This is a genomic window from Pseudomonas monteilii, from assembly GCA_001534745.1.
In the GTDB taxonomy this organism is placed as follows: Bacteria; Pseudomonadota; Gammaproteobacteria; order Pseudomonadales; family Pseudomonadaceae; genus Aquipseudomonas; species Aquipseudomonas alabamensis.
This window is the reverse complement of sequence record CP013997.1, coordinates 3,879,615-3,903,986: the sequence shown is the minus strand read 5'-3', so window position 1 is coordinate 3,903,986 and position 24,372 is coordinate 3,879,615. Positions and strand designations below refer to the sequence as shown.

Sequence of the window (24,372 nt, the reverse complement as noted above, 5' to 3'; positions counted from 1 at the left end):
TTCTAAGGCGGTCGGCCGATCACGCCAAACCCTGATCGAGCGCTTGCGGCTATAGTACGCGGCTCGCTCACAGGGAGTTGTCGCATGCGTGTCGTCTGGATCGTCCTGGCGGTTTTCCTCGGTAGCGTGGCCCAGGCCGCGCCGACGCCGTTCGTCAGCCTCGACCGCAGCGTCTGGCCTGAGCGGCTGGACAGCCCGGTGCTGTTCGACGTCGCCTCGCGCGCGCAGATCCTCTCGTTCGCCCAGGTCCTGCACGACAGCGAAGGGCTCGATGAGCAGGCCCTGGCCGATCGTCTGCAACTGCGCCAGATCAACCTGCAGTCGGTGCGTGCCGTACGCGCCAGGATGTGGGGGCGGCTGTGGAACAACTACCGGCAGGCGCTGCAAAGCTGTGATCAGGATGCCTCGTTCTGTTTCCCGGCCGAGTCCCTGGCCGAACTGCGCACCTTGGCCGCGACCTTCGACACCCAGGTCGGTGCGTTCTATGCCGGCTGGGTCGAGCCCAGTCGTCAGTTCCACGTGCGCTACCTGGATGACCTGCTGCGCAAGGCCGCGCTGTTGCCGCGCCTGGAGAGCGAGGTGCAGCGGTTTCTCGAACCGGAAGACACCGGCGGGACCTTCGGCGACCGCCTGTTTCTGCTCAGCGTCGTCGGTGGCCCTGGCCTGACGGACGGCACGACCGAAACGCTGGCCCACTACCTGCGCCAGCAGCAGGTCTCGGGTCTGTTCTTCGTGCTGGGCAGCCGTTGGCAGCAGCGCCGCGACGCCACCTCCGCCGCGGCCCTGCGCGAGCGCTATGCCGATCACTGCGTCGGTCTGCAGGGGTGGGAATACCGCTCCCATGCGCAGTGGCAGGACTGGCAGGCCTCCCTGCAACGCAGCCAGGCCAGGATCCAGAGCGATGCGCCGCAGCAGTACGTCGGCTGGTTCCGCCCGCCCTACGGGCAGCGGCGCCAGGATGGCCAGGCGTTCATGGCGGCTCGTCACCTGCGGGTTTCGCTGTGGGACATCGACGCGCAGGACAATGGGCCGCTCAGTGCCGAGCAGTCGGCGCAGCGCGTGCTCAGCCTGATGCTGCTCTGGCGTCAGGGCATCGTGCAGTTCAACGAGACGTCGGCCAAGGCGCAGCCTGCGGTGCAGCAACTGCTGACACTCACCGCACAGAGCGGGATCGGCTGGGCCGATTGTCGGGGAGATTTTCAGGCCCCACCCCCGCAGGAGGACGAGCAGGGCGCCGAGGATAGCGTGCCGACGGACGACGAACACGGGGAGGTTGACCCTTGACTGTAGTCGTACCTGGACGACAAACCAAGGTGTGTAGTCGGTCGTACAAAATAAACTGCCTGCCCGTTGAAAAAGACTGTTGCCTGCCATGGGTTTGCGGTATGTAGGAGGTGGACAGCCGAATCCTGCAGCACAGGTGGCGTCATCCAGGCCCTCCTGGCTGCAGGTGCGCTCCCCGCCCGTAACGACGCGGATACGGGGAGAACGGTGTCACTTCGCGGCGCGGTGATAGCGCGCCGTCTGGCTCCCACATAAGGTGACAGAGTATGGATGACCAAGGACGCACCCCTTCTTCCGACCAGCCAATCCTGTATGTGCTCGATACCAACGTCCTGATCCACGACCCCAATGCATTGCTCAATTTCGAGGAGCATTACGTCGCCATCCCGATGACCGTGCTCGAGGAGCTCGACAAGCTCAAGACCGGCAAGCACACCGTCGCCGCCGAATGCCGCCAGGCCATCCGGCTGATCGACCAGACCCTGGGCGATGCCTCGCCCCAGGACGTCGAGCGCGGCGTGCCGATCCAGCGCGGCAAGAGCGGGCCGAAAGGTTACCTCTCGATCCTGATGACCCCACGCAACGATCCGGCCCAGCTGCTGCCGGAAACCCTCAATGACAACATCATCATCAACCAGGTCCTGGAGGTGCGTGCGCGGCGCAAGGACCTGAGCGTGGTGCTGGTCACCAAAGACATCAACATGCGCCTGAAGGCGCGGGCCTGCGGCATCGCCGCCGAGGACTACAGCACCGACCAGCTGGTCGACGACGTATCACTGCTGTCCAAAGGGTATCACTCGGTCGCCGGCTCGTTCTGGGATCGGGTCGACAAGGTCGAGACGCGTCAGGAGCGCGGCCGCACCTGGCACCGTGTCCACCTCAACGACGTCATCACCCCGGTGCACGTCAACGAGTTCATCGTCGATGAGCAAGGTTTCGTCGGCTGGGTCAAGGGCGTGCGCGGCGACGAACTGCTGTTGCTCGACCTGCACCAGGAACCGCTGTTGCATCAGGAAGCCTGGGGCCTCAAGCCGCGTGACATCCACCAAGCGCTGGCGCTGTTCGCCCTGCTGGACCCGGACATCCATCTGGTCAACCTCACGGGCGCTGCCGGTTCGGGCAAGACCATCCTGGCCCTGGCCGCTGCCATCGAGCAGACCATGGTCAGCAAGCGCTACCGGCGCATCATCGCCACCCGCAGCGTGCAGGGGCTCGACCAGGAGATCGGCTTTCTGCCCGGCACCGAGGCCGAGAAGATGGAGCCTTGGCTGGGCGCCATCACCGACAACCTCGAAGCCTTGCACATGGACGACGAGAACACCCATGGCAGCGTCGAGTACATCCTCGAGCGCGTGCCCTTGCAGTTCAAGTCGCTCAACTACATCCGCGGACGCAGCTTCCAGCAGAGCCTGATCCTGATCGACGAGTGCCAGAACCTCACGCCGCACCAGATGAAAACCATCATCACCCGGGCCGGCGCGGGCTCCAAGGTGGTCTGCCTGGGCAACCTGGCGCAGATCGACACCCCCTACCTGTCGGCTCCCAGCTCCGGGCTGACCTACCTGACCGAGCGGTTCAAGGACTTCCCCCACGGCGTGCACATCACCCTGCAGGGCGTGCCACGTTCGGTGCTGGCCGAATACGCCGAATCGCACCTGTAACCCTTCCCATCCGCCGGGCGCCGCGCCGCCCGGCTTTTTCCATTCCGGGAACCTTGACGTCGGGTTTACACTCTTTGCCTCTTACCGGAGGAAAACCGTGCTAACCCATCTCGATTCCCAAGGCCGCGCCGCCATGGTCGATGTCACCGACAAGGCCGTCACCGCCCGTGAAGCCATCGCCGAAGCGCGGGTGCGCATGCGCCCGGAGACGCTGCGCATGATCGTCGACGGCGAGCATCCCAAGGGCGACGTGTTCGCCGTGGCCCGCATCGCCGGCATCCAGGCCGCCAAGAAGACCAGCGACCTGATCCCGCTGTGCCACCCGCTGATGCTGACCAGCGTCAAGCTCGAGCTGCGTGCCGAAGGCTCCGATGCAGTGCACATCAGCGCCCGCTGCAAGCTGGCGGGTCAGACGGGCGTGGAGATGGAAGCCCTGACCGCCGCCAGCATCGCGGCATTGACGATCTACGACATGTGCAAGGCCGTCGACAAAGGCATGGTCATCGAGCAGGTGCGCCTGCTGGAAAAGACCGGCGGCAAGAGTGGCCCTTACCAGGCGGAGGCATGATGCAGGTTCGAGTGGTGTATTTCGCGCGTTACCGCGAGCGCATCGGGCGCGAGGGCGACGCGCTGGAGGGCACGTTCGCCGTGCTCGACGACGTGCGCCGCGCACTGCTGGCCAAGGGCGATGCCTATGCGGTGCTGGGCGAGCAGAACCTGATGTGCGCGCGCAATCAGGACCTGTGCCGACTCGACGAGCCGGTCACGGACGGTGACGAAGTCGCCTTCTTCCCCCCCGTGACCGGAGGCTGAGCATGAGCGTTCAGGTGCAACAGGCCGCCTTCCAGCCCGGCCAGCAACTGGAAGCCTTGCACGCCGCAAACGTCGGTGTGGGCGCGGTGGTGGGTTTCGTTGGCTACGTGCGCGATTTCAACGATGGACGCGACGTCGCAGGGATGTTCCTCGAACACTACCCCGGCATGACCGAAAAGGCCCTGGCCAAGATCGTGGAGCTGGCGCAATCACGGTGGCCGCTGCTGAACGTGCACGTGCTGCACCGTATCGGTGCCCTGGAGCCGGGCGAACCGATCGTCTTCGTCGGCGTGGCCAGCGCCCACCGCCAGGCCGCCTTCCAGGCCTGCGACTTCATCATGGACTACCTCAAGACCCAGGCGCCGTTCTGGAAGCGGGAAACCACGCCCGACGGCCCACGGTGGGTCGAAGGGCGCCAGAGCGATCAGGACGCGGCGAAGCGGTGGTGAGACGGGTTGCAAGGAGCCGGCTTCTGTAGCGATCGAGCACCCGCCCGCCGCCTTGGCGCCGTGCTGTCGCGCAGAGAACATGACGATAGCTGGCAGGATACAGGGGCCTGTTCATCCACTTCAGGGCTGACAGGCCAGTGTTCGATCTGCCGGCAATGGATCGGCGTTACCACCGCTATCGCGGGCAAGCCCGCTCCCACAGGTGACCGCGATAGCCTGCAGTCTCGCGCGGTGGGGCTACGGGTGTAGGAGCGGCCCCTGCCGGGGCGCCGGACCGGCCGCGATGGGCCGCAAAGCGGCCCTAAAATCGATGAGCAATAAAGCCCCAGACCCTGCCAGCTATCGCCATGTTCTCTGCGCAGCAGCGCGGCGCCAAGGAGGCGGGCTCCCACAGGCAAGCCCGCTCCCACAGGCGGCTTTGCCATCGTGCGATGGCCTGCTTGAAAGGGGCACCTGTGGGAGCTGGCTTGCCAGCGATAGGGCCTTTCATCCACCTCAGGGCTGACAGGCCAGCGTTCGACCTGTCGGTTATGGATCGGCATTACCACCGCTATCGCGGGCCCGCACACAAAGAGATTGCATCGGCCTGCCACGCAACTACGCGGACACTCCCGTCCTTGAAGTCGGCATTTGGAAAATGCCTTCGCCAGACGGTTGCAGCTTGCCGCTCAAGACGTGCGCTTGGGCACCGGCGCCAACAACTCCTGGGGCGGCATCTCGCACTTGATCTTGCGGCCGAGCAGGGCTTCGATCCCGGGTAGCTGGTAGGAGTCGTCCTCGCCGGCGAAGCTGATCGACACGCCGCTGGTGCCGGCGCGGCCCGTGCGGCCGATGCGGTGCACGTAGTCGTCCGGATCTTCCGGCAGGGTGAAGTTGATCACGTGGCTGATCCCGTCGATGTGGATGCCACGACCGGCCACGTCCGTGGCCACCAGCACGCTGACGCGGCCCTCGCGGAAGTTTTCCAGGGTGCGAATGCGCTTGTGCTGCGGCACGTCACCCGAAAGCTGGGCGGCATTGATGCCGTCGCGCACCAGGCGCTCCTCGATGCGGCGCACCTCGTCCTTGCGGTTGGCGAAGACGATCACCCGCTGCCACTGGTTCAGCGTCACCAGGTTGTACAGCAGCTTGTACTTGTCGCTACCGGCCACCGCGTATACATGCTGCTCGACCGTATCGCTGGCGACGTTCTCCGGCTCGATCTCGACGATCGCAGGGTCGGTGGTCCACTGCTTGGCCAGGTTCATCACGTCCTCGGTGAAGGTCGCGGAGAACAGCAGCGTCTGGCGCTCGCTCTTGGGTGGGGTCTGCCGGATGATCTGACGGACCTGCGGGATGAAGCCCATGTCGAGCATGCGGTCGGCTTCGTCCAGCACCAGCACCTCGACCATGTCCAGGTGCACTTCGCCACGCTGCTGGAAGTCCAGCAAGCGGCCCGGCGTGGCCACCAGGATGTCGCAGTACCGCGCCTCGAGGCTCTTGAGCTGCTTGTCGAAGTCCATGCCGCCGACGAAGGTCATCACGTTCAGGCCGCTGTAGCGTGTCAGGGCCTTGGCGTCGTTGGCGATCTGCACCACCAGTTCGCGGGTCGGCGCGATGATCAGCGCCCGCGGCTCGCCCATGTAGCGCTCCTTGGGCGGTGGCGTCTGCTGCAGCTGCGAGATGATCGAGATCAGAAACGCAGCCGTCTTGCCGGTCCCGGTCTGGGCACGGCCGATGGCGTCCTGACCGCGCAGGGTATGGCCGAGCACCTGGGCCTGGATGGGCGTGCAATAGGGGAAGCCCAGGTCATGGATCGCGTGCATCACCGTGTCGGACAAGGCGAAATCATGAAAGCGTGTCTTGCCTTCCTGGGGCTCGACCACGAAGTCCTCACGTTTCCACAACGAGGCCTGGGGCTTGGGGCGAGGTGTTCGCGCGCGTCGTGGCGTGCTCGAGGTGGGTATGGCAGCCGGGGCGGCGACCTGTGGGTCGGGCTGCTCGGGAGCCGGTGGCGCCACGGCAGGCAAAGGTGTCGTCGGGGCCGCGGCGGCAGCCTGGACGGGCGCCACGCTGGGCGCCATGGCAGCGGGGACGGCGGCTGGCTGTACGCCTGCCTCACCCATGCCAAAGAGTTTCTTGAGTGCCTTGAGCACGGTCATCTCGTCGATTGGTTAAGGAATGTACGGCGGGCAGTGTAATGCAAGAACCCGGCTCGGCGCAGGTTATTGCCGCACGCGCCGGGTGAAGGGGCCGCTCAGCGCAGTTTTTCGCTCAGCCAGTCGTGAATGTCGTTCAGCTCGGCGACCACCACTTCGTGCTCCATGGGGTATTCCTGCCAACGCGCCGGGACGCCCCAGGTATTGAGGTACTCGAACGCCGTGCGGCCCATGGACGGCACCACCACCGGGTCGTGCACGCCGTGCAGGCACAGGGCCGGCGTGCGCTGCTGGCAGGCGCTGAGCTGGTGCTCGTCGCTGAAGGTGGGCGCGTAGGTCGACAGCGCCAGGACGCCGCCCAGCGCTTCCTGCCACTGGACGTAGGCAGTGTGCAGCACCACGGCGCCGCCCTGGGAGAAACCGGCCAGCACGATGCGGGTCAGGTCGATGCCCTTGGCTCGCTCGGCCTCGATCAGCGCGATGACCTGCGCGGCGGACGCTTCGAGCTGTGCCTCGTCGATGGCACGGGCAGGCGTCATGGCCTTGATGTCGTACCAGCTGGGCATGGCGTAGCCGCCGTTGATGGTGACCGGCTGGGTCGGCGCCTGGGGCATGATGAAGCGCGTACTGAGCAGACGTTCCTGGAGAAACTCGGCCACGGGCATGAAGTCGTAGCGATCGGCGCCCAGGCCGTGCAGCCAGATCACGCAGGCGTCGGCCGTCTGTTGCGGTTCGAGAATCAGCGGGTCGGTCATGAAGGCTCCTGAAAAAGACGCACGCTCTGCGCGAAGCAGGGAACGTGACGGAGGTGGAAATGACCTCGAAGCATGTCACGGCCTCGCGAATTTGCCTATGCGCGTGCGTCGATCGGTGTCGGGCCGCCCTGGCGACCCGCTCCGGCCTCAGCCTTCCGACGGGGTCGCGACCGGTGCCGGTGGGGGCCGCATGCCGACCTCGGCGACCAGCTTGAGCGGCTGTCCGTTGCGCATCACTTCGATGACCACTTTGTCGCCCGGCTTGATCCGCGCCACTTGGTTCATCGACTTGCGACCGTCGCCGGCCGGCTCGCCGTTGATGCTGAGGATCACGTCACCGACCTGCAGGCCGGCACGCTGCGCCGGGCCTTCGCGGAAGATGCCGGCCACGACGATGCCGGGCCGGCCCTTCAGGCCGAACGATTCGGCCAGCTCCTGACTCAGGGGTTGCACCTCGATGCCGAGCCAGCCGCGAATCACCTGGCCGTGCTCGATGATCGACTTCATCACCTCCAGGGCCAGCTTGACCGGGATGGCGAAGCCGATGCCCTGGGAACCGCCGGACTTGGAGAAGATCGCGGTGTTGATGCCCGTCAGGTTGCCATTGGCATCGACCAGCGCGCCCCCGGAGTTGCCCGGGTTGATGGCCGCGTCGGTCTGGATGAAGTCCTCGTAGTTGTTCAGCCCCAGCTGGTTGCGGCCGGTGGCGCTGATGATGCCCATGGTCACGGTCTGGCCGACCCCGAACGGGTTGCCGATGGCCAGCGAGACGTCGCCGATGCGAAGGGTGTCGGAGCGCCCGATGGTGATCGCCGGCAGGTCGGTGAGGTCGATCTTCAGCACCGCCAGGTCGGTTTCCGGATCGCTGCCGATGACCCGTGCCAGGGTCTCGCGCCCATCCTTGAGCGCCACCACGATCTGGTCGGCACCGGCGGTCACGTGGTTGTTGGTGAGCAGGTAGCCTTCGCGGCTCATGATCACCCCCGACCCCAGGCTGGACTCCCAGCGTCGCTGCTTGGGCAGGTTGTCGCCGAAGAAACGCTTGAACTGTGGGTCCTCGAACAGCGGGTGGGCGTTCTTGCCGGTGGCCTTGCTGGCCTTGGTGGTGTACAGGTTGACCACGGCCGGCGCCGCCACGGTCACCGCGTCGGCATAGGACACCGGGCCCTGCACGGTCTGCGTGGTCTGCGGGGCCTGTTGCAGGTTGACGTCCTGACTGGGCAGGCCGACCCACTGGGGAAAGCGCTGGATCACCAGCAGGGCGATGAGCACGCCGGTCAGCAATGGCCAGGCAAAATAACGCATGGACTTGAACATCGATCACATCCTGGAAAGGGCAGGGTGGGTGACGGCACACCCGGGAACGCGCGCGATCATACACATCCCGTGTCGCGACGACGATGCTGGCGTGCGATTGCGCCGGCCAGGCGACGGGTTTGCCCGCGTGACGGCCGCCCTTCGTATAATGGACGCCTTTTCGGGCGCAGGCCCGACCACCCGCTGCATGGAGGAGACATCCCATGGCCGTTGCCCTGAGTACCTTGGTCGAGGAAGCCGAACGCTATCTGGCCAGCGCGAAGATCCAGGATTACTGCCCCAATGGTCTGCAGGTCCAGGGCCGGCCCCAGGTGCGCCGCATCGTCAGCGGCGTGACCGCCAGCCAGGCCCTGCTCGACGCCGCGGTGGCAGCCGACGCCGACCTGGTGCTGGTGCACCACGGCTACTTCTGGAAGGGCGAGAACCCCTGCATCACCGGCATGAAGCAGCGCCGCCTGGCCACCCTGCTGCGCAACGACCTCAGCCTGCTGGCCTTTCACCTGCCCCTGGACGTGCACGCCGACGTCGGCAACAACGTCCAGCTCGCACGGCAGCTGGACATCACGGTCGAGGGTCCGCTCGACCCGGGCAACCCGAAGATCATCGGCCTGATCGGCTCGCTGGCCGAACCGACCCCGGCACGCGATTTCGCCCGCCGCGTCCACGAAGCCCTCGGCCGCGAGCCGTTGCTGATCGACAGCGAACGCCTGGTCAGCCGCGTGGGCTGGTGCACCGGGGGCGGACAGGGCTACATCGACGATGCCATCGCCGCGGGCGTGGACCTGTTCCTCAGCGGCGAGGCCTCTGAACAGACCGTCCACAGCGCGCGCGAGAATGGCATCAGCTTCATCGCCGCCGGCCACCACGCCACCGAGCGCTACGGCGTCCAGGCCCTGGGCGATTACCTGGCCCGCCGCTTCGCCGTCGAGCACGTGTTCATCGACTGCCCCAACCCGGTCTGAAAATAACCACAGGCTAGAAACAACCTGTGGGAGATTCCATGGGGTTGCCAAGTGCTGATGTGGGCCCTGGCGGGCCCGATCGCGGCCGGCTCGGTGCCCCTGCAGGGGCTGCTCCCACGTCCGTAGCCATGCCACGGCGTTGCAGGCTATCGCAGCGCCCTGTGGGAGCTGGCTTGCCAGCGATAGCGACGGTGCCGACACCGCTGTCATCGCTGGCGACCCGGCTCCCCCAGGTTCAACCTCATTGCTTGCCGCGTGCAGCCCAAAACCCTCAAACCTCACGGCATATGGTTAGACTGTTTCGGTCTATCCCCCCTCCTAAATAGAACAGTGTCGCTGTGATAGAGTGCCCTGCTCGAACACGGCCCGACGGCCGTCCATAAGATCGTTTTTCGTGAGTAGCCATGGTCGACAAACTGACGCACTTGAAACAGCTGGAGGCGGAGAGCATCCACATCATCCGCGAGGTGGCCGCCGAGTTCGATAACCCGGTGATGCTCTACTCGATCGGCAAGGACTCTGCCGTGATGCTGCACCTGGCGCGCAAGGCTTTCTTCCCAGGCAAGCTGCCGTTCCCGGTGATGCACGTCGACACCCAGTGGAAATTCCAGGAGATGTACCGCTTCCGCGATCGCATGGTCGAGGAGATGGGGCTGGAACTGATCACCCATGTGAACCCCGAAGGCGTGGCACAGGGCATCAACCCGTTCACCCACGGCAGTGCCAAGCACACCGACATCATGAAGACCCAGGGCCTGAAGCAGGCGCTGGACAAGCATGGCTTCGATGCTGCCTTCGGTGGCGCGCGTCGCGATGAAGAGAAGTCCCGCGCCAAGGAGCGCGTCTACTCGTTCCGTGACAGCAAGCACCGCTGGGACCCGAAGAACCAGCGTCCCGAGCTGTGGAACGTCTACAACGGCAAGGTCAACAAGGGCGAGTCGATCCGCGTCTTCCCGCTGTCGAACTGGACCGAACTGGACATCTGGCAGTACATCTACCTCGAAGGCATCCCGATCGTGCCGCTGTACTTCGCCGCCGAGCGCGACGTCATCGAGAAGAACGGCACCCTGATCATGATCGACGACGATCGCATCCTGGAGCACCTCTCCGACGAGGAGAAGGCCCGCATCGTCAAGAAGAAGGTGCGCTTCCGTACCCTGGGCTGCTACCCGTTGACGGGCGCCGTCGAGTCGGAGGCCGAAAGCCTGACCGACATCATTCAGGAAATGCTGCTGACGCGCACGTCCGAGCGCCAGGGCCGGGTCATTGACCATGACGGTGCCGGCTCCATGGAAGACAAGAAACGTCAGGGCTACTTCTAACTTCAGGGTTACTCCATGTCGCACCAATCCGATTTGATCAGCGAAGACATCCTCGCTTATCTGGCTCAGCACGAGCGCAAAGAACTGCTGCGTTTCCTCACCTGCGGCAACGTGGATGACGGCAAGAGCACCCTGATCGGGCGCCTGCTGCACGACTCCAAGATGATCTACGAGGACCACCTCGAGGCCATCACCCGTGACTCGAAGAAGTCCGGCACCACCGGCGAGGAAGTCGACCTGGCACTGCTGGTCGATGGCCTGCAGGCCGAGCGCGAGCAGGGCATCACCATCGATGTCGCCTACCGCTACTTCTCCACCGCCAAGCGCAAGTTCATCATCGCCGACACGCCGGGCCACGAGCAGTACACCCGCAACATGGCCACCGGCGCCTCGACCTGCGACCTGGCGATCATCCTCGTGGACGCGCGCTATGGCGTGCAGACCCAGACCCGTCGCCACAGCTACATCGCCTCCTTGCTGGGCATCAAGCACATCGTGGTCGCCGTCAACAAGATGGACCTCAAGGGCTTCGATGAAGGCGTCTTCGAGTCGATCAAGGCCGACTACCTGAAATTCGCCGATGCCATCAACCTGCAGCCCAGCAGCCTGCACTTCGTGCCGATGTCGGCCCTCAAGGGCGACAACGTGGTCAACCGCAGCGAACGTTCGCCGTGGTACACCGGCCCGGCGCTGATGGAAATCCTGGAAACCGTGGAAGTCGCGGCCGACCGCAACTTCACCGATCTGCGTTTCCCGGTGCAGTACGTCAACCGTCCCAACCTGAACTTCCGCGGCTTCGCCGGCACCCTGGCCAGCGGCATCGTGCACAAGGGCGACGAAGTCGTGGTCCTGCCGTCGGGCAAGAGCAGCCGGGTCAAGTCCATCGTCACCTACGAGGGTGAGCTGGAGCACGCAGGCCCCGGCCAGGCCGTGACCCTGACCATGGAAGACGAGATCGACATCTCCCGTGGCGACCTGCTGGTGCACGCCGACAACGTGCCGCCGGTCACCGACCAGTTCGACGCCATGCTGGTGTGGATGGCCGAAGAGCCGATGCTGCCGGGCAAGAAGTACGACATCAAGCGCGCCACCAGCTACGTGCCGGGCTCGATCGCCAGCATCGCCCACAAGGTCGATGTGAATACCCTGGAGCGCGGGGCCGCCAGCGCCTTGCAGCTCAACGAGATCGGCAAGGTCAAGGTCAGCCTGGACTGGTCGATCGCGCTGGACGGGTATGACAGCAACCGCACCACGGGCGCCTTCATCGTCATCGACCGCCTGACCAACGGCACCGTCGGTGCCGGCATGATCATCGCGCCGCCGGTGCTGCCACACGGTGGCGCGGGTCAGCACGGGACGTCGTCGCACGTGAGCACCGAAGAGCGCGCGCGACGCTTCGGCCAGCAGCCGGCGACGGTCCTGTTCAGTGGCCTGTCCGGCGCGGGCAAGAGCACCCTGGCCTACGCCGTGGAGCGCAAGCTGTTCGACATGGGCCGTGCGGTCTATGTCCTCGACGGCCAGAACCTGCGCCACGACCTGAACAAGGGCCTGCCGCAGGACCGCGCCGGTCGCACCGAGAACTGGCGCCGCGCCGCGCACGTGGCCCGTCAGTTCAACGAAGCGGGCCTGCTGACCCTGGCGGCCTTCGTGGCGCCGGATGCCGAGGGGCGCGAGCAGGCCAAGGCCTTGATCGGCAGCGAGCGCCTGGTCACCGTCTACGTGCAGGCTTCGCCGCAGGTGTGCCGCGAGCGTGACCCGCAGGGCCTGTATGCCGCCGGGGGCGACAACATCCCGGGCGAAGGCTTCCCGTACGATGTGCCGCTGGATGCCGATCTGGTGATCGACACCCAGACCGCGAGCGTGGAAGAAGGCGTCAAGCAGGTGCTGGATGTGCTGCGTGCGCGTGGCGCGATCTAGCGATTGGCTTGAAGGGAAAAACCCGCCATGGCGATGAGCCTGGCGGGTTTTTTCATGGGCGACCGACAGGCTGAAGGGTGAAGCGTGGGCAGGCTGGCAAGACGGCGCTGTCAGCAGCGGCGTGCAGGCGCTTGCCACCACAGGGCTCTTCGCACCGCCTTCAGTCATGTCCGAGCGCGCAGGTCGCACCAGTGGCATAAGCTTATGCCAAACCACTGGAGGTATTAGGTCATGGGCGATGCTGACGACCGCTACGGTTTTTCCACACGGGCCATCCACCATGGCTACGATCCCCAGGCCCATCAAGGCGCCTTAATACCTCCGGTCTACCAGACCTCGACCTATGCCTTTCCCACCGTCGAACACGGCGCGGCCTGCTTCGCGGGCGAGGCCGACGGGCACTTCTACAGCCGCATCTCCAACCCGACCCTGGCCGTGCTGGAACAGCGCATGGCGTCGCTGGAAGAGGGCGAGGCAGCCTTGGCCCTGGCGTCGGGCATGGGCGCGATCACCTCGACCCTGTGGACCCTGCTGCGTCCAGGCGACGAGCTGATCGTCGGCCTGACCGTGTATGGCTGCACGTTCGCGTTCGTGCACCATGGCATCGGCCAGTTCGGCGTCAAGGTCCGGCATGTCGACCTCGACGATCCCGTGGCGTTGGCGGCCGCCATCACGCCCCGTACGCGAATGATCTTCTTCGAGACGCCGGCCAACCCGACCATGCGTCTGGTGGACATCGCCCGCGTGGTGGACGTGGCGCGTCGTCATGACGTGCTGGTGGTGGTGGACAACACCTACTGCACGCCTTACCTGCAACGTCCACTGACGCTGGGGGCCGATCTGGTGGTGCACTCGGCGACCAAGTACCTGAGTGGCCATGGCGACATCACCGCTGGCCTGGTGATCGGCAGCGCGGCGCTGGTGGGACGGATCCGTCTGGAGGGGCTCAAGGACATGACCGGTGCCGTGATGTCGCCCCACGATGCCTCGCTGCTGATGCGCGGCATCAAGACCTTGGCACTGCGCATGGATCGTCACTGCAGCAATGCCCTGGCCGTGGCGCGACGGCTCGAACAGGCGCCTCAGGTCGAGCAGGTGCGCTATCCCGGGCTGGAGAGCTTCGCGCAGCATGCCCTGGCGCAACGGCAGATGCGTCTGCCGGGTGGCATGATCGCCTTCGAACTCAGGGGCGGCGTGGCTGCGGGGCGGCGCTTCATGAATGCGTTGCAGCTGTTCAGTCGCGCGGTGAGCCTGGGGGATGCGGAATCCTTGGCTCAGCACCCGGCCAGCATGACCCACAGCGCGTACAGTCCGCAGGAGCGTCTGCAGCACGGCATCTCCGAGGGGTTGGTGCGGCTGTCGGTCGGGTTAGAGGAGGTGGATGACCTGCTGGCGGATGTGGAGCAGGCGTTGCGCCTGTGTCAATAGCCATGGACTTCGCAGATGATGTAGGTTGGCAGAGCGTTGAGTAATGAATAAGTAACGTGGTATTTGAAATCAATGCGTGACTCAAAGTGGCTTGGTGAGTTTCGCGGACGAGTTCATAGTGATTTTTGTGGTGAGTGCTTGGGATCGTGCGAAGGAAACAGTATTTTAAGATGTGTTGAGGTTGATCAAGATGACAGTCGGCACAGTGACGCAGATGCCGTGTAATGCGGATTGGTAAAATGAGCTTTTGTCCGACGCGATTTGAGGCTCTTGTTGATCAGGCGTGAGCAGGCTTGATGAGATGCAATCAAGATACTCATCCAAAATCTGTCGCTTGGGCGGGGAGTGGCCTGCCCTGGGTTTTTGCATGATCTTTCAGGCCGGACAGTGCTTGCAAGGGGCAATAGCTTGGTTTGAATGTGCCTTGAGATCCCTAGAGATCCAGATTTCCTAGTTTTATTTTGAGTTTGGCAAGTAGCAGATCGCCGGCTGGTGTTGATGCTTCGAGTGATACCATGACTGGAAAATCATCGAAAGTAAGACGAAAAATTTCTTGCTCGATAGCGACGTCCCAGACTCTGATATCGACAGCGTCTGACTTGTTAATAATATAACCCTTCAGTGGCTCAAGAAGCCTTAGTGCATAAAGCGGAAAATCTTCCCATTCTATATGTGAGGTTAAATTTAGGCAGGCCCTGCCGGAGTGCATTGTTTCTATGTTCAAGATGCTTCGCCCAGGCTTGCTCATTAGAATAGATCTCCGCCACCAGAGCGAGTTGCGCGCTCAATAATTTGCTCGTGGGTCTTGTCCTGTTCAACGAAACATTCAAATCTAGGCCCACGTTTGTAGCCATGCTTAATCATGTTGCACCTCGGCCTGTCAGATCATCACCGCACTCATCCACCTGTGGGAGCGGGCTTGCCCGCGAGAGGTCAGTTCAAGCGCCTCAAGGGAATGACGTGAGCGCCCTCACGATCGAAAAACGTCCAACGACGGCCACAAAAAAGGCCTCTTGCGAGGCCCTCATGCAGCATGCGCCACTCAGCGCTTCAACCCGTAGCTCTCATCGAGCATCCCCGGCGCATCCGGCGCCTTGGTCGCATAGTCGCGAGGCGCCTCGGTGTCCTTCGGCGGAGTCAGGCGGTCGCGGTGCGGCTGCGCGGCTTCGGCGTGCAACGACGCCAGCAGACGCTGACGGGTCAGTTCGTCCAGGGCCAGGCGGTTGGCGCCGTCGGCCAGGTGATTCTGGACGTCCTGGTAGCTCTGGGTCAGGCGCGATACCAGGGTCGCAGTGCTGTTGAAGTGGGTGACCACTTCGTTCTGGTACGTGTCGAAGCGCTGCTGGATATCGTCCAGCTGGCGCTGGGTACTGCTCGGCACCGCTTTGGGCAGCAGGCGGGCGAGGGCGAAACCGACCACGACGCCGACCACGAGGGCCAGGGTGGGCAGCAACCAAACTAGAAGCGAGTGTTCCACGAGTCCTTCCTCTCTAAACGGCTTTGCTTTACGTTACCGGCTCAGACCTGCGCTGTATACCGCGAGCGATCGCCAATATGCCAGAACAGAATTCCCAAGCTAGACGAGTCGACCTTTCCTGAGGTCACGGAGTAGTGCCTTGCTCATCCGCGAAACCCCGCTGTTCATCGACGGCCCCTGCGGCCCGCTGGAAGCGCTGCACCTGGACGTCGCCGACGCACGTGGCGTCGCGCTGATCTGCCACCCCAACCCGGTCCAGGGCGGCACCATGCTCAACAAGGTGGTCTCCACCCTGCAGCGCACCGCGCGCGACGCCGGCTACGCGACGCTGCGCTTCAACTACCGGGGCGTCGGCCAGAGCGCTGGCAGCCATGACATGGGCGCTGGCGAAGTGGCCGACGCCGAGGCCGTCGCCGCCTGGATCGGCGAGCGTCACCCCGGCCTGCCCCTGGTCGTGCTGGGCTTCTCGTTCGGCGGCTTCGTCGCGGCCAGCCTGGTCGGCCGGCTCGAAGCACGTGAAACGCCGGTGCAGCACCTGTTCATGATCGCGCCGGCCGTGATGCGGCTCGGCCCGGACTTCCCGCTGCCGGAGCGCGGCGCGCTGACCGTGGTGCAACCGGACGCCGATGAAGTGGTGGCGCCGTCTCTCGTGTACGAATGGTCCGACGCACTGACGCGCCCCCATGAACTGCTGAAAGTGGCAGAATGCGGACACTTCTTTCATGGCAAGCTGACCGATCTGAAGGATCTGCTGCTGCCGCGTCTTTCGAACTGAGCAAGCCTGATCAAGCGATAACCCATGACGACACGGATTCTCACCGGTATCACCACCACCGGCACGCCGCACCTGGGCAACTATGCCGGCGCCATTCGCCCGGCGATCCTCGCCAGCCAGCAGCCTGGTGCCGACTCGTTCTACTTCCTCGCCGACTACCATGCGTTGATCAAGTGCGACGACCCGTTGCGCATCCAACGTTCGCGCCTGGAAATCGCCGCGACCTGGCTGGCCGGTGGCCTGGACCCGGACAAGGTGACGTTCTACCGGCAGTCCGACATTCCGGAAATCCCCGAGCTGACCTGGCTGCTGACCTGCGTCAGCGCCAAGGGCCTGCTCAACCGCGCCCATGCCTACAAGGCGTCGGTGGACAAGAACCTGGAAAACGGCGAAGACCCGGATGCCGGCGTGAGCATGGGGCTGTACAGCTACCCGGTGCTGATGGCCGCCGACATCCTGATGTTCAACGCGCACAAGGTCCCGGTCGGGCGCGACCAGATCCAGCATGTGGAAATGGCCCGCGACATCGGTCAGCGCTTCAACCACCTGTTCGGCCAGGGCAAGGAATTCTTCGTCATGCCCGAAGCTTTGATCGAAGAGAGCGTGGCCACGCTGCCAGGGCTCGACGGGCGCAAGATGTCCAAGAGCTACGACAACACCATCCCGTTGTTCAGCAGCGCCAAGGACATGAAGGACGCCATCTCGCGCATCGTCACCGACTCGCGCGCGCCAGGCGAACCGAAGGACCCTGACCAGTCGCACCTGTTCACCCTCTACCAGGCGTTCTCCACCCCTGCCCAGAGCGGCGAATTCCGTCAGGCGCTTCTGGAAGGGTTGGGGTGGGGCGAGGCCAAGCAGCGTCTGTTCCAGCTGCTGGACAGCCAGCTGGGCGAGGCACGCGAGCGCTATCACCAGCTGATCGAGCGTCCGGCGGACCTGGAAGACATCCTCCTGGCCGGCGCGCAGAAAGCACGCCGTACCGCATCGCCGTTCCTCGAGCAGTTGCGTGAAGCCGTCGGCCTGCGCTCGTTCTGTGCCAGCGCTCAAGTGACCAGCGGGGCCAAGAAGAAGGCTGCCAAGGCTGCACGTTTCGTCAGCTTCCGTGACGACGATGGCAGCTTCCGCTTCCGCCTGTTGGCTGCCGATGGCGAGCAACTGTTGCTGTCGCGCCGTTTCGCCGACGGCAAGGCCGCTGGGGCCGTGAGCAAGCGCTTGCAACAGGGCGGCGAGCTCGACCTGCGCGCCGAGGCGACGGGCTTCAGTGTCTGGCTCGACGACGAGCAGGTCGCCGACAGCCCGGCGTTCGCCGACGCCGCTGCGCGCGACCGCGCCATCGAAGGGCTGCGTGCGGCGCTGCAGCCGGTTCACGACTGAGACAATCTGACGCAAGTCCGATTGCCATTACCCAGGGCCGTCGCTACAGTGACGGCCCGCTTTTGTTGCCTTGCTGACCACTTATGACGCCTCTAGAACGCTATCAAGCCGATCTGAAACGCCCTGACTTCTTCCACGACGCGGCGCAGGAAACAGCAGTGCGCCACCTGCAGCGGCTGTACGACGATCTGCTGGCCGCCGAGCACGACAAGCCTGGCCTGTTCGGCAAGCTGTTCGGCCGCAAGGAGCAGGCGCCCGTCAAGGGTCTGTACTTCTGGGGTGGCGTGGGACGTGGCAAGACCTACCTGGTCGACACCTTCTTCGAAGCCCTGCCGTTCAAGCAGAAGATGCGCACGCACTTTCACCGCTTCATGAAGCGCGTCCATGAAGAGATGAAAACGCTCAAGGGCGAGAAGAACCCGCTGACGATCATCGCCAAGCGCTTCTCCCAGGAAGCGCGCGTCATCTGCTTCGACGAATTCTTCGTCTCCGACATCACCGATGCCATGATCCTCGGCACCCTGATGGAGGAGCTGTTCAAGAACGGCGTGACCTTGGTGGCGACCTCCAACATCGTGCCCGACGGCTTGTACAAGGATGGCCTGCAGCGCGCGCGCTTCCTGCCCGCGATCGCGATGATCAAGCAGAACACCGAGGTGGTGAACGTCGACAGCGGCGTGGACTATCGGCTGCGGCACCTGGAACAGGCCGAGCTGTTCCATTACCCGCTCAACGAGGCCGCGCATGAAAGCCTGCGCCAGAGCTTCAAGGCGCTAACGCCCGAGTGCACCCAGGCGGTCGAGAACGACGTGCTGGTGATCGAGAACCGCGAGATCCATGCGCTGCGCACCTGCGACGACGTGGCCTGGTTCGACTTCCGCGCCCTGTGCGACGGCCCGCGCAGCCAGAACGACTACATCGAACTGGGCAAGATCTTCCACGCCGTGCTGCTCAGCAACGTGGAGCAGATGGGCGTGACCACCGATGACATCGCGCGGCGCTTCATCAACATGGTCGACGAATTCTACGACCGTAACGTCAAGCTGATCATCTCGGCCGAAGTGGAGCTCAAGGACCTGTACACCGGTGGGCGTCTGAGCTTCGAGTTCCAGCGGACCCTGAGCCGACTGCTGGAGATGCAGTCCCACGAGTTCCTGTCGCGGGCGCACAAGCCCTGAGTGCAGGGGACTAGGCCGATCGCCCTCGAGCGAGAAGACGCCTGAGGGCGTTTCGCGGATCTGACAGACCGGCACAGTCCTGTGTGGGAGCGGGCTTGCCCGCGATGCAGGCGGTGACGGACCGGATGCTATCGCGGGCAAGCCCGCTCCCACAGGTCCGTGATCGCCTGTACCCCTGCGGTGAATCTACGGGTGTAGGAGCGGCCCCAGTGCCGCGATTGGGCCCGCAGGGCCCACACATTAGTCCATGCAGTCCGGCATGTAACAGGTAGAAAAAGACAGTTGCTCCCACAAGCTGCTTGCGCAGCCCTGCCTGCACTGACGGCTGCAGAGGTCTGGGTGGGAGCTGGCTTGCCAGCGATAGGGCTCTGTCAGGCGCCGCCTGCGTCGCGGGTAAGCCTACGCATCAGCCCATGGGATCGGGCATGCAGCAAGTAGAAAAAGACAGTTGCTCCCACAGAGTACTGTGATGGATGCCCTCACCATGGCGTGGCTGCGGATGAATACCCCTCATCCACTGCCGCTCGCCGCTACTCCACCTCCACCACCGCCTGCGGTCTGCTGCTTTCCGTGCCCGACGCCCGCAACTGACGGTACTGGTTGGGTGACAGTTGCGTGTGCTGGCGGAAGAGGCGGGCGAAGAAGCTCGCATCGTCATATCCCACCTCGTAACTGATGGTCTTGATGCTCTTGCGTGTACTCGAGAGCAGTCCCTTGGCCGTTTCGATGCGCAGCCGCTGGAGGTAGTGCAGAGGCTTGTCGCCCGTCGCGCTCTGGAAGCGGCGCATGAAATTGCGGATGCTCATGCCGTGGTTGCGGGCCACGTCCTCGAAGCGGAACTTGTCGGCGAAGTGCTCCTCCAGCCAGTGCTGGATCTGCAGGATCAACAGGTCCTGGTGCAGCTTCTGGCCGCCGAAGCCGATGCGCCCCGGGGTGTAGCTGCGCTGCACCTCGTAGAGGATGTCGCGAGCCACGGTCCGGGCCACGCTCGCGCCGCAGAACCGCTCGATCAGGTAGATGTACAGGTCGCACGCCGAGGTGGTGCCGCCGGCGCAATACAGGTTGTCGGCGTCGGTCAGGTGCTTGTCGCGGTTGAGGTTCACCTTGGGGAAGCGTGCGGCGAAGCTGTCGAAGAAGCGCCAGTAGGTGGTGGCCTCCTTGTGGTCGAGCAGGCCGGCTTCGGCCAGCCAGAACACCCCGCTCGACTCACCGCACAGGACCGCGCCCCGCGCATGCTGCTCGCGCAGCCAGGCAGGCACCTGGGGGTAGCGCACGGACAGCGTGTCGAAGCTTTCCGCGAAAGGCGGCAGCAGGATGAGGTCGGCGTCTTCCAGGCCACCGTCCACCGGGATCTGCACGGAGCTGAAGCTGTTCACGGGCTGCCCGTCCGGGCTCACCAGGTGGATGTCGAACATCGGCTGCGGGCCGACGCCCATTTGCCGGCCGAAGCGCAGGCAGGCGAGGTGGAAGAAGTCCTTGGCCTGCATCAGGGCCGAAGCGAAGGCCGTGTCGATGGCCAGAATGTTGACGCGCCGCAACGACGCCGAAGGTGGGTCGAACATCATGGTGATTATTCTTATAGAGACAAGAGGACTTTCGTTGGCTGGATCGTCTTACCTTTCGGCATCAGTGTCCAGTATCCACGCTCGCCCTGAGGTCATGTCTGCTACCAGCGTCACGAAACGCGCGTTTACTCGTCAAAGCAGGTTGAAATCTTCTCCGTAATCTGGATAATCCTCACCCTCTCAGTGCGGTGGGAGTGATGCACCACCCACGAAGGAACCCTGCCGAATATTGGACGCGCTGACCCGAGCCCCCGATAGCGTCCCTATGCGGCTGCGCGCTTGTCTTGTCAAGCGAAGCACTATCCAGTAAGATCCGCCGTCTTATTTTCGCTGGGCGGCCCTTGAGGCTATAAAGAATGAAAACTTTTACTGCTAAACCAGAAACAGTAAAGCGCGACTGGTTCGTGGTCGACGCCGCTGGTCAGACCCTGGGTCGTCTGGCTACCGAAATCGCACTGCGCCTGCGCGGCAAGCACAAGGCAGAGTACACCCCTCACGTTGACACCGGCGACTACATCGTCGTCATCAACGCCGAGCAGGTACGTGTCACTGGTGCCAAGTCTTCGGACAAAATGTACTACTCCCACTCCGGTTTCCCGGGCGGCATCAAGGAAATCAGCTTCGAGAAGCTGATCGCCAAGGCCCCTGAGCGCGTGATCGAGACCGCGGTCAAAGGCATGCTGCCTAAGAACCCGCTGGGTCGCGACATGTACCGTAAGCTGAAGGTCTATGCGGGCGCTAACCACCCTCATACTGCTCAGCAGCCCCAAGAACTGAAGATTTAACGGAATAGTTCATTATGTCGGCGACTCAAAATTACGGCACTGGCCGTCGCAAGACCGCAACCGCTCGCGTTTTCCTGCGTCCGGGCACCGGTAACATCTCCATCAACAACCGTCCTCTGGACACCTTCTTCGGCCGCGAAACCGCTCGCATGGTTGTTCGCCAGCCGCTGGAGCTGACCGAGACCGTCGAGAAGTTCGACATCTACGTCACCGTCATCGGTGGTGGTGTCAGCGGTCAGGCCGGTGCTATCCGTCACGGTATCACCCGTGCACTGATGGAATACGACGAATCCCTGCGTGGCGCGCTGCGTCGTGCTGGCTTCGTGACCCGCGACGCCCGTGAAGTCGAGCGTAAGAAAGTGGGCCTGCGTAAAGCACGTAAGCGTCCTCAGTACTCCAAGCGTTAATCGCGCTTCGGCAGTCCAAAAAACCCGACTCCAATGGAGTCGGGTTTTTTGTTTCCGGCGTATGTACAAGATCGCGTCGTACCGCCCGCCATGGGCCGCCAACGCTATTTACCTTGTCATCCCTCGCCTGGGTTCTTACCATTCGGCCAGTTTTTGTCTGCCGTCCCGTTCGGTGGCGAACGGCGATTCATGGCGGTGGAGAGGTGAGATGAGCAACGACGGCGTCAATACAGGGCGGCGCCGCTTTCTGGTGACGGCCACGTCTGTGGTCGGTGCGGCGGGGGCGGTGGGTGCTGCGGTGCCTTTGGTGAAGGCCTGGTTCCCGAGCGCCAAGGCCAAGGCCGCCGGGGCGCCGGTCAGGATCAACGTCGCGAAGATCGAGCCGGGTCAGCAGATGGTGGTCGAGTGGCGGGGTCAGCCGGTGTTCGTCCTGCGGCGTGGCAAGCCGATGCTGGCCGCCCTCGACACGCTGGTGCCTGAACTGGCCGATCCCCGTTCCCTCGCCTCGAACCAGCCGGCTTATGTGGACCCGCGTACGCGCGCGATCCGGCCGGACATCTTCGTGGTCATCGGCTTGTGCACGCACCTGGGGTGTTCGCCGTCCTTCCGTCCCGAAGTGGCGCCCGACGACCTGGGGCCTGACTGGGTGGGCGGGTATTTCTGCCCCTGCCATGGTTCACGCTATGACCTGGCCGGGCGTGTCTACAAGGCACAGCCTGCACCGCTCAACCTGCCTATACCACCCCATGCCTATGAATCCGAGGATGTGATCGTGATCGGTGTCGATCAGGAGGGCGCATGATGAACAAGCTCGTGCAGTGGATCGATGCGCGCTTCCCGTTGACCCGGTTGTGGCGGGGGCACCTCAGTCGCTACTACGTGCCCAAGAACCTCAACGTGTTCTACCTGTTCGGCTCGTTGGCGCTGGTGGTGCTGATCAATCAGCTGGTCACCGGGCTCTGGCTGACCATGAGCTACACCCCCACCGCCGAGGGCGCCTTCGCCTCGGTCGAGTCGATCATGCGCGACGTGGAATATGGCGCACTGCTGCGCTACCTGCATTCGACCGGTGCCTCGGCGTTCTTCATCGTCATCTACCTGCACATGTTCCGTGGCCTGCTCTATGGCTCCTACCAGAAGCCGCGCGAGCTGGTGTGGGTGTTCGGCATGCTGCTCTACCTGGCGCTGATGGCCGAGGCGTTCATGGGCTATCTGCTGCCCTGGGGGCAGATGTCCTACTGGGGCGCGCAGGTGATCATCTCGCTGTTCGGTGCCATCCCCGTGATCGGCGAGGACCTGGCGCAATGGGTGCGCGGTGACTACCTGATTTCCGGTATCACGTTGAACCGTTTCTTCGCCCTGCACGTGATCGCGTTGCCCCTGCTTCTGCTCGGGCTGGTGGTGCTGCACATCATGGCGCTGCACGAGGTGGGTTCGAACAACCCGGACGGTATCGACATCAAGCAGCACCTGGGGCCGAACGGCGTACCGCTCGATGGCGTGGCCTTCCACCCGTACTACACCGTCAAGGACCTGTTCGGTATCGGCGTCTTCCTGTTCGTGTTCTGCGCGGTGGTGTTCTTCTTCCCGGACATGAACGGGTATTTCCTGGAGCGCGCCAACTTCGAGCAGGCCAACACCCTGAAAACGCCCGAGCACATCGCGCCGGTCTGGTACTTCACGCCGTTCTACGCGATCTTGCGCGCGGTGCCGGACAAGCTGTTCGGCGTTCTGGCGATGGCAGGGGCGATCGCCTTGCTGTTCACGCTGCCGTGGCTCGACCGCAGCCCGGTGCGTTCGATGCGCTACAAGGGCTGGGCCAGCCGGGTTTTCCTGGGCCTGTTCTGCGTGGCCTTCGTGACCCTGGGCGTGCTGGGCCTGCAGGCGCCGAGCCTGTGGGGTACCTGGCTGGCACGGGGCTGCGCCGTGATCTACTTCGCCTACTTCCTGTTGATGCCGTTCTATACCCGTCGCGAGCGGACCTTGCCCGTTCCTGCGCGAGTCACGCGCCGATGAAGGCCCTGTTGATGGCGTTGGCATGGCTGCTCTGGTCGAACGGCGTCTGGGCGGCCGCGGCTGGGCTGGATGAGGCGCGCATCGACCTGAGCGACAAAGCCGCCTTGCAGGACGGTGCGCGGACCTTCGTCAATCACTGCATGGGCTGCCATGGCATGCAGTTTCAGCGTTACGAGCGGGTGGCCGACGACCTGGGCATTCCCCATGCCATGATGCTGGAGAACCTGGTGTTCACAGGCGCCAAGATTGGCGATCACATGACCAGCAGCCTGCGCCCCGAAGACGGCAAGGCCTGGTTCGGCGCAGCGCCACCGGACCTGACCCTGATCGCCCGGGTGCGAGGGGAGGACTGGCTGTACACCTACCTGCGCAGCTTCTACGAAGACCCATCACGCCCCTTGGGAACGAACAATCGTGTACTGCCGGGCGTGGGCATGCCCAACGTGCTGGCAGGGCTGCAGGGGCGGCAGGTGCTGGGCTGTGCGCCTGGCAGTGCCGCGGCATCGTCCGGCAAGACCTGCGACCAGCTGACCCTGGTGCCGAATTCGGGTACCCTGACGCCCCGTCAATTCGACGAGAAGATCAGGAACCTGGTGGGTTTCATGGCCTATTCGGCCGATCCCTCCCGGCTCGAGCACCGACGTCTCGGCGTCTACGTGCTGTTGTACCTCGCGGTGTTCATGGCGCTGGCCTACCTGCTCAAGCGAGAATACTGGAAGGACGTGCCCTGAGCGCGTCGAGTCCTTGCA

21 protein-coding genes and 1 pseudogene are annotated in these 24,372 nt (G+C 64.0%); 17 read left to right on the top strand and 5 right to left on the bottom strand.

From position 1 onward, the window contains the following. Positions 1-84: 84 nt before the first annotated feature. The 5 genes and pseudogenes from APT63_16680 (at position 85) to APT63_16660 (ending at position 4,207) form a co-directional block, all read left to right on the top strand. A pseudogene (locus APT63_16680) lies at positions 85-1,191 on the top strand (polysaccharide deacetylase). 359 nt (positions 1,192-1,550) lie between these two features. Continuing rightward, positions 1,551-2,945 carry an ATPase gene (locus tag APT63_16675; protein AMA47124.1) on the top strand — a complete coding sequence of 465 codons (1,395 nt, stop codon included), beginning with the start codon at positions 1,551-1,553 and terminating at the stop codon, positions 2,943-2,945. A gap of 97 nt (positions 2,946-3,042) precedes the next feature. Beyond that, on the top strand, positions 3,043-3,513 hold the full coding sequence (gene moaC, locus APT63_16670; protein AMA47123.1) for a cyclic pyranopterin monophosphate synthase accessory protein: 471 nt from the start codon (positions 3,043-3,045) through the stop codon (positions 3,511-3,513). Continuing rightward, on the top strand, positions 3,513-3,758 hold the full coding sequence (locus tag APT63_16665; protein AMA47929.1) for a molybdopterin synthase sulfur carrier subunit: 246 nt from the start codon (positions 3,513-3,515) through the stop codon (positions 3,756-3,758). Before moaC ends, APT63_16665 begins: the two co-directional genes overlap by 1 nt. Before the next feature lie 2 nt (positions 3,759-3,760). Further along, on the top strand, positions 3,761-4,207 hold the full coding sequence (locus tag APT63_16660; GenBank protein ID AMA47122.1) for a molybdenum cofactor biosynthesis protein MoaE: 447 nt from the start codon (positions 3,761-3,763) through the stop codon (positions 4,205-4,207). A gap of 668 nt (positions 4,208-4,875) precedes the next feature. Here the strand turns inward: APT63_16660 and APT63_16655 are convergent. From APT63_16655 to APT63_16645, 3 genes are all read right to left on the bottom strand, one after another. Next, complete coding sequence (locus tag APT63_16655) at positions 4,876-6,342, bottom strand: ATP-dependent RNA helicase RhlB (GenBank protein ID AMA47928.1); 1,467 nt, start codon at positions 6,340-6,342, stop codon at positions 4,876-4,878. Positions 6,343-6,443: 101 nt separating this feature from the next. After that, positions 6,444-7,100, bottom strand: coding sequence for a carboxylesterase (locus APT63_16650; protein AMA47121.1), 657 nt, complete (start codon positions 7,098-7,100; stop codon positions 6,444-6,446). Between the two features lie 147 nt (positions 7,101-7,247). Further along, positions 7,248-8,417, bottom strand: coding sequence for a 2-alkenal reductase (locus APT63_16645; GenBank protein AMA47120.1), 1,170 nt, complete (start codon positions 8,415-8,417; stop codon positions 7,248-7,250). A 203-nt stretch (positions 8,418-8,620) separates the two neighbouring features. Between APT63_16645 and APT63_16640 the strand changes: the two genes are divergently transcribed. From APT63_16640 to APT63_16625, 4 genes are all read left to right on the top strand, one after another. After that, complete coding sequence (locus APT63_16640; protein AMA47119.1) at positions 8,621-9,379, top strand: metal-binding protein; 759 nt, start codon at positions 8,621-8,623, stop codon at positions 9,377-9,379. Positions 9,380-9,783: 404 nt separating this feature from the next. After that, positions 9,784-10,701, top strand: a complete 918-nt coding sequence (locus tag APT63_16635) for a sulfate adenylyltransferase (protein ID AMA47118.1) — start codon at positions 9,784-9,786, stop codon at positions 10,699-10,701. Between the two features lie 15 nt (positions 10,702-10,716). Continuing rightward, positions 10,717-12,618, top strand: a complete 1,902-nt coding sequence (locus APT63_16630) for an adenylyl-sulfate kinase (GenBank protein ID AMA47117.1) — start codon at positions 10,717-10,719, stop codon at positions 12,616-12,618. A gap of 231 nt (positions 12,619-12,849) precedes the next feature. Continuing rightward, entirely contained in the window at positions 12,850-14,046 is a 1,197-nt protein-coding gene (locus APT63_16625) for a methionine gamma-lyase (protein AMA47116.1), read from the top strand. Positions 14,047-15,088: 1,042 nt separating this feature from the next. Here the strand turns inward: APT63_16625 and APT63_16620 are convergent. Next, positions 15,089-15,523, bottom strand: coding sequence for a cytochrome D ubiquinol oxidase subunit III (locus APT63_16620; GenBank protein ID AMA47115.1), 435 nt, complete (start codon positions 15,521-15,523; stop codon positions 15,089-15,091). A 145-nt stretch (positions 15,524-15,668) separates the two neighbouring features. Between APT63_16620 and APT63_16615 the strand changes: the two genes are divergently transcribed. The 3 genes from APT63_16615 (at position 15,669) to APT63_16605 (ending at position 18,850) form a co-directional block, all read left to right on the top strand. Continuing rightward, on the top strand, positions 15,669-16,298 hold the full coding sequence (locus APT63_16615) for an alpha/beta hydrolase (protein AMA47927.1): 630 nt from the start codon (positions 15,669-15,671) through the stop codon (positions 16,296-16,298). Between the two features lie 24 nt (positions 16,299-16,322). Beyond that, complete coding sequence (locus tag APT63_16610; GenBank protein AMA47114.1) at positions 16,323-17,672, top strand: tryptophan--tRNA ligase; 1,350 nt, start codon at positions 16,323-16,325, stop codon at positions 17,670-17,672. A gap of 83 nt (positions 17,673-17,755) precedes the next feature. Then, positions 17,756-18,850: an ATPase gene (locus APT63_16605; protein AMA47113.1), complete on the top strand. Its 1,095-nt coding sequence runs from the start codon at positions 17,756-17,758 to the stop codon at positions 18,848-18,850. A gap of 530 nt (positions 18,851-19,380) precedes the next feature. Here APT63_16605 and APT63_16600 read toward each other — a convergent pair. Beyond that, the gene (locus APT63_16600; GenBank protein AMA47926.1) at positions 19,381-20,412 is read right to left on the bottom strand and encodes an AraC family transcriptional regulator; all 1,032 of its coding nucleotides are present in this window, start codon (positions 20,410-20,412) and stop codon (positions 19,381-19,383) included. 359 nt (positions 20,413-20,771) lie between these two features. Here APT63_16600 and APT63_16595 point away from each other — a divergent pair, with 359 nt between their 5' ends. From APT63_16595 to APT63_16575, 5 genes are all read left to right on the top strand, one after another. After that, entirely contained in the window at positions 20,772-21,200 is a 429-nt protein-coding gene (locus APT63_16595) for a 50S ribosomal protein L13 (protein AMA47112.1), read from the top strand. Between the two features lie 14 nt (positions 21,201-21,214). Next, a complete protein-coding gene (locus APT63_16590; GenBank protein ID AMA47111.1) occupies positions 21,215-21,607 on the top strand; it encodes a 30S ribosomal protein S9 in 393 nt (130 codons plus the stop codon). Between the two features lie 208 nt (positions 21,608-21,815). Then, complete coding sequence (locus tag APT63_16585) at positions 21,816-22,409, top strand: ubiquinol-cytochrome c reductase iron-sulfur subunit (GenBank protein AMA47110.1); 594 nt, start codon at positions 21,816-21,818, stop codon at positions 22,407-22,409. After that, positions 22,409-23,623 carry a cytochrome B gene (locus tag APT63_16580; GenBank protein AMA47109.1) on the top strand — a complete coding sequence of 405 codons (1,215 nt, stop codon included), beginning with the start codon at positions 22,409-22,411 and terminating at the stop codon, positions 23,621-23,623. Before APT63_16585 ends, APT63_16580 begins: the two co-directional genes overlap by 1 nt. Beyond that, positions 23,620-24,354, top strand: coding sequence for a cytochrome C (locus APT63_16575; GenBank protein AMA47108.1), 735 nt, complete (start codon positions 23,620-23,622; stop codon positions 24,352-24,354). Before APT63_16580 ends, APT63_16575 begins: the two co-directional genes overlap by 4 nt. The last annotated feature ends 18 nt before the right edge of the window (positions 24,355-24,372 follow it).